Source organism: Streptomyces sp. MP131-18 (assembly GCF_001984575.1).
Classification (GTDB): domain Bacteria; phylum Actinomycetota; class Actinomycetes; order Streptomycetales; family Streptomycetaceae; genus Streptomyces; species Streptomyces johnsoniae.
Genome location: NZ_LZNS01000001.1, coordinates 6,245,928 through 6,250,401, shown reverse-complemented (window position 1 = coordinate 6,250,401; position 4,474 = coordinate 6,245,928). Strand labels below are relative to the sequence as shown.

At 71.1% G+C, this 4,474-nt stretch carries 1 protein-coding gene; it reads left to right on the top strand.

Annotated elements, in window-relative coordinates; all coding sequences use genetic code 11:
• Positions 1-4,474: SDR family NAD(P)-dependent oxidoreductase (locus STBA_RS28140; RefSeq protein ID WP_171987802.1), on the top strand; the 4,474-nt coding region annotated here is incomplete at both ends.

Below are 4,474 nucleotides of genomic sequence, written 5' to 3'. Positions count from 1 at the left end.
GTCCCCGGCGTCGCCTTCGTCGACCTCCTCCTCCACGCCGCCCACCACATCGGCTGCAACCAGATCGACGAACTCACCCACCACATCTTCCTCGCCGTACCCGACCACGGAGCACTCCAACTCCGCGTCCTGATCGAAGCCGCCGACGACGCCGACCGGCACTCCTTCTCCGTCTACTCCCGCAGCGAGAACGCCCCGGCCGACAACGTCTGGACCCTCCACGCCACCGGCGCACTCACCGCTCAGGAGCAGAACCCCCCGCAGACGGATGTCCTGCTCACCGGCGGCGCTTGGCCCCCGGCCACCGCGGAACCCGTCGATCGCGAGTGGTTCTACAGCTGGATCACCGACGCCGGCCTCGGATACGGACCGCTGTTCCGCAGCCTGCGCGCTGCCTGGCAGGACGGCGACACCATCTGGACCGAGGTGTCCCTCCCCTCCGACGCCGACCCCGGCACCTACGGGATTCACCCAGGACTGCTCGACTCCGCGATCCAGCCGGCCCCGCTGGTCACCGCACAGGATGCGGCGAACAACTCGGTTCGTATTCCGTTCGCCTGGAACGGCGTGACGCTGCACGCGACTGGAGCCAGCTCTCTGCGCGTCCGCCTCACCCGGACCGGCCCGGACACGGCTTCCGTCGCCATCGCCGATTCCGCGGGCGCGCCGGTGCTGACCGTCGATGCCCTCGACTTGCGGGAGGTGGCGCCCGAGCAGCTCGCCACCGCGCGCGCCGCCGACACCGGGGAGCTGTACGGAGTCAGCTGGGCTCCGCTCTCCACTCCCGAGCGCGTCGCCCCCGCCGCCATCAACGGCACGTGGGCCGAGTCCGCCGGTCCGGACAGCGAGCACCTCATCTCCGCGCCCCCCGTCCAGGACGTGCCCCTGGAGGCCGTCGGGCAGGACTCGGACGGTCGGCGGGTACGTGTCACTTGGTGTGTTTCACGAGATGGCGCCGACCCGGTGGCGGCGACGCACGCGCTCACGCAGCATGTGCTGCGGCTGGCCCAGTCGGTGATCGCGGACGAGGAGGCCGACTCCCGGCTGGTCATTCTGACCCGGCGCGCCGCTTCCACCGGCGGCGATGAGGAACGGGTCGACATGCCCGCCGCGTCGGCCTGGGGGCTCATCCGGTCGGTCCAGGCGGAACACCCGGACCGGTTCGCCCTCATCGACCTCGACGACAGCGAGACCTCGCTACAGGCCCTGCCCGCCGCGGTGGCCACCGGTCAGCCCCAGCTCGCCATCCGCGACGGTCAGTTCCTCGCCCCTCGCCTCACCCGTGCCGACGCCCCGGCCCCGGCCGCGGGCGCGCCCTCGCCGTTCGATCCCGACAAGACCGTTCTCATCACCGGGGGCACCGGCGCCCTGGGCGCCCTCCTGGCCCACCATCTGGTCAGCGCGCACGGCGCCAAGCACCTCCTCCTCACCAGCCGCCGAGGCCCGCGAGCGCAGGGCAGCCACCTCGCCGGCCTCACCGCACTCGGTGCCAGCGTCACCATCGCCGCCTGCGACGCCACCGACAGGGCCGCACTGGAGTCCCTCCTCGCCTCGCTGCCGCAGGAACACCCGCTGGGCACCGTGATCCACTGCGCCGGAGTGCTCGACGACGGCATCACCACCGCTCTCACTCCCCAGCGTCTTGGCGATGTCCTGCGTCCGAAGACGGACGCCGCCTGGAATCTCCACCAGCTCACGCGCGGCGCCGACCTCGACGCGTTCGTTCTCTTCTCCTCCGCGGTCGGCACCGTCGGCGCCCCGGGGCAGGCCAACTACGCCGCCGCGAACGCGTTCCTCGACGCCCTGGCCCACCACCGGCGCGCCCAGGGGCTGCCCGCGCACTCCCTCGCCTGGGGACTGTGGGAACACGCCGCCGGTGGCATGGCCGGCACCCTGGATGAGCAGAACCGCGCCCGCATGAGCCGCAACGGGCTGCTTCCGCTCACTCCAGGACATGGGCTGGCCCACTTCGACACCGCGCTCAGCACGTCCCACCCGGTGCTCATCCCGGCCAAGCTCGACCTCGCCACGCTCCGCATGCACGCCCCCACGCACACCCCCATGTTCCAGGGGCTCGTCCGCGCCCCGCGCCGCACCAGCACCCGGGCCGCCCAGGACAGCAACACCCTGCGCCAGTCGCTCGCCGGGCACCCGGAGCCGGAGCAGCAGCGCATCCTGCTGACGTTCCTTCGCGGCCACATCGCCACGGTCCTCGGCCACAGTTCTCCCGAGACGGTCAATCCGAATACTCCGTTCAAGGATCTCGGGTTCGACTCCCTCAGTTCCGTGGATCTGCGTAACGCGCTCAACAAGGCGTCCGGGATGCGGCTGCCGTCCACGCTGCTGTTCGACTACCCGACGCCCACCGTGCTCGCCGCCCATCTCCGCGCCACGCTCGCCGAGACGGCCGCCGCCGCACCGAAGCCGCGCGCGCCGCGCGGCACGACGGCCGCCACGAACGAGCCCATTGCCGTCGTCGGGATGGCCTGCCGCTTCCCCGGCGGCGCGAACACCCCCGATGCTCTGTGGGACCTGGTGATGGAGGGGCGTGACGCGGTAGGGGCGTTCCCCGAGGACCGGGGCTGGGACCTCGACAACCTCTTCGACCCGGTCCCCGGCGCGCCGGGGAAGACCTATACCCGCGAGGGTGGATTCCTTTACGACGCCGCCGAGTTCGACCCGGAGTTCTTCGGGATCAGCCCGCGTGAAGCCGCGGCGATGGACCCTCAGCAGCGCGTTCTTCTCGAAACGGCCTGGGAGGCGATTCAGCGCGCCCGGGTCAGCCCGGAGCGGCTGCGCGGCAGCGATACCGGCGTGTTCGTGGGCGCTATCGCCCAGGAGTACGGCCCGCGCCTGCATGAGGGCGATGAAGGACTGAGCGGCTACCTGCTGACCGGCAACGGCGTCAGCATCGCTTCCGGGCGTCTCGCGTACACGTTCGGTCTTGAGGGCCCGGCGGTGACGGTCGACACCGCCTGTTCCTCTTCGCTGGTGGCGATGCACCAGGCGGCGCACGCACTCCGTAGTGGTGAGTGTTCGCTGGCGCTGGCCGGGGGCGTCACCATCATGTCGACGCCGGGGATGTTCGTGGAGTTCGGGCGGCAGCGTGGGCTGGCTCCCGATGGCCGGTGCAAGTCGTTCTCCGCCGCGGCTGATGGCGTGGCGTGGGCCGAGGGCGCGGGCATGGTCCTGCTGGAACGCCTCTCCGACGCGCAGGCCAACGGGCACACGGTCCTGGCCGTCATCCGCGGCACCGCGATCAACCAGGATGGTGCGAGCAACGGCCTCACCGCCCCCAACGGCCCCTCCCAGCAACGCGTCATCCACGCCGCACTGGCCAACGCGGGTCTCGCCCCGGACGACATCGACGCGGTAGAGGCCCACGGCACCGGCACCACCCTCGGCGACCCCATCGAGGCCCAGGCCCTGCTGGCCACCTACGGCCAGCACCGGCCCGAGGACCAGCCCCTGTGGCTCGGCTCGCTGAAATCCAACATCGGACACACGCAGGCCGCGGCAGGCATCGGCGGGGTCATCAAAATGATCCAGGCCATGCGCCACGCCACCCTCCCCCGCACTCTGCACGCCGACGAACCCAGCCCCCACATCGACTGGGACAGCGGCAACGTCCAACTCCTCACCCAACCCCGCCCCTGGCCGAGCACCGGCGACCGCCCCCGCCGCGCCGCCATCTCCTCCTTCGGCATCAGCGGCACCAACGGTCATTTGATCCTGGAACAGGCTCCGGCCGGTGAAGCACCGGGAGCGCACACGGAGTCGGCGCTCCGGGCCGGCCCGCTCCCCTGGTTCTTGTCCGCCAGAACTGAAGAGGCGCTGCGCGAGCAGGTTCAGCGCCTGCTCGATCATGTCGCTGCGCACCCCGATCTGCGTCCGGTCGATATCGCCTCTTCCCTGGCGGCTTCCGGCACCACGGCGTTCGAGCACCACGCCGTCGCCGTAGGCTCCACTCGTGACGAACTTGTCGCGAGCCTGCGTGCCGGTGAGTACCAGCAGGCGCCTCAGGAGGCGGGGAAGGTCGCGTTCCTGTTCACCGGCCAGGGCGCCCAACGCGCGGGCATGGGCCGTGCCCTGTACGACACCTACCCCGCCTTCCAGACCGCGTTCGACCAGGCATGCACCGCCCTGGACACCCACCTCAACGCCCAACACGCGCTCAAGGATGTCGTCTTCGCCGACGACCCCACCCTGCTGAACCAGACCCGCTACACCCAGGCCGCACTCTTCGCCCTGGAAACCGCGCTCTACCGCCTGGTCGAATCCTTCGGCATCACCCCCGACTACCTCACCGGCCACTCCATCGGCGAACTCACCGCCGCCCACATCGCCGGCATCCTCACCCTCGACCACACCGCCCAACTCGTCGCCGCCCGCGGCACCCTCATGCAGGACCTCCCCCCAACCGGCGCCATGATCTCCCTACGCGCCCCCGAACACGACGTCCTGCCTCTGCTGG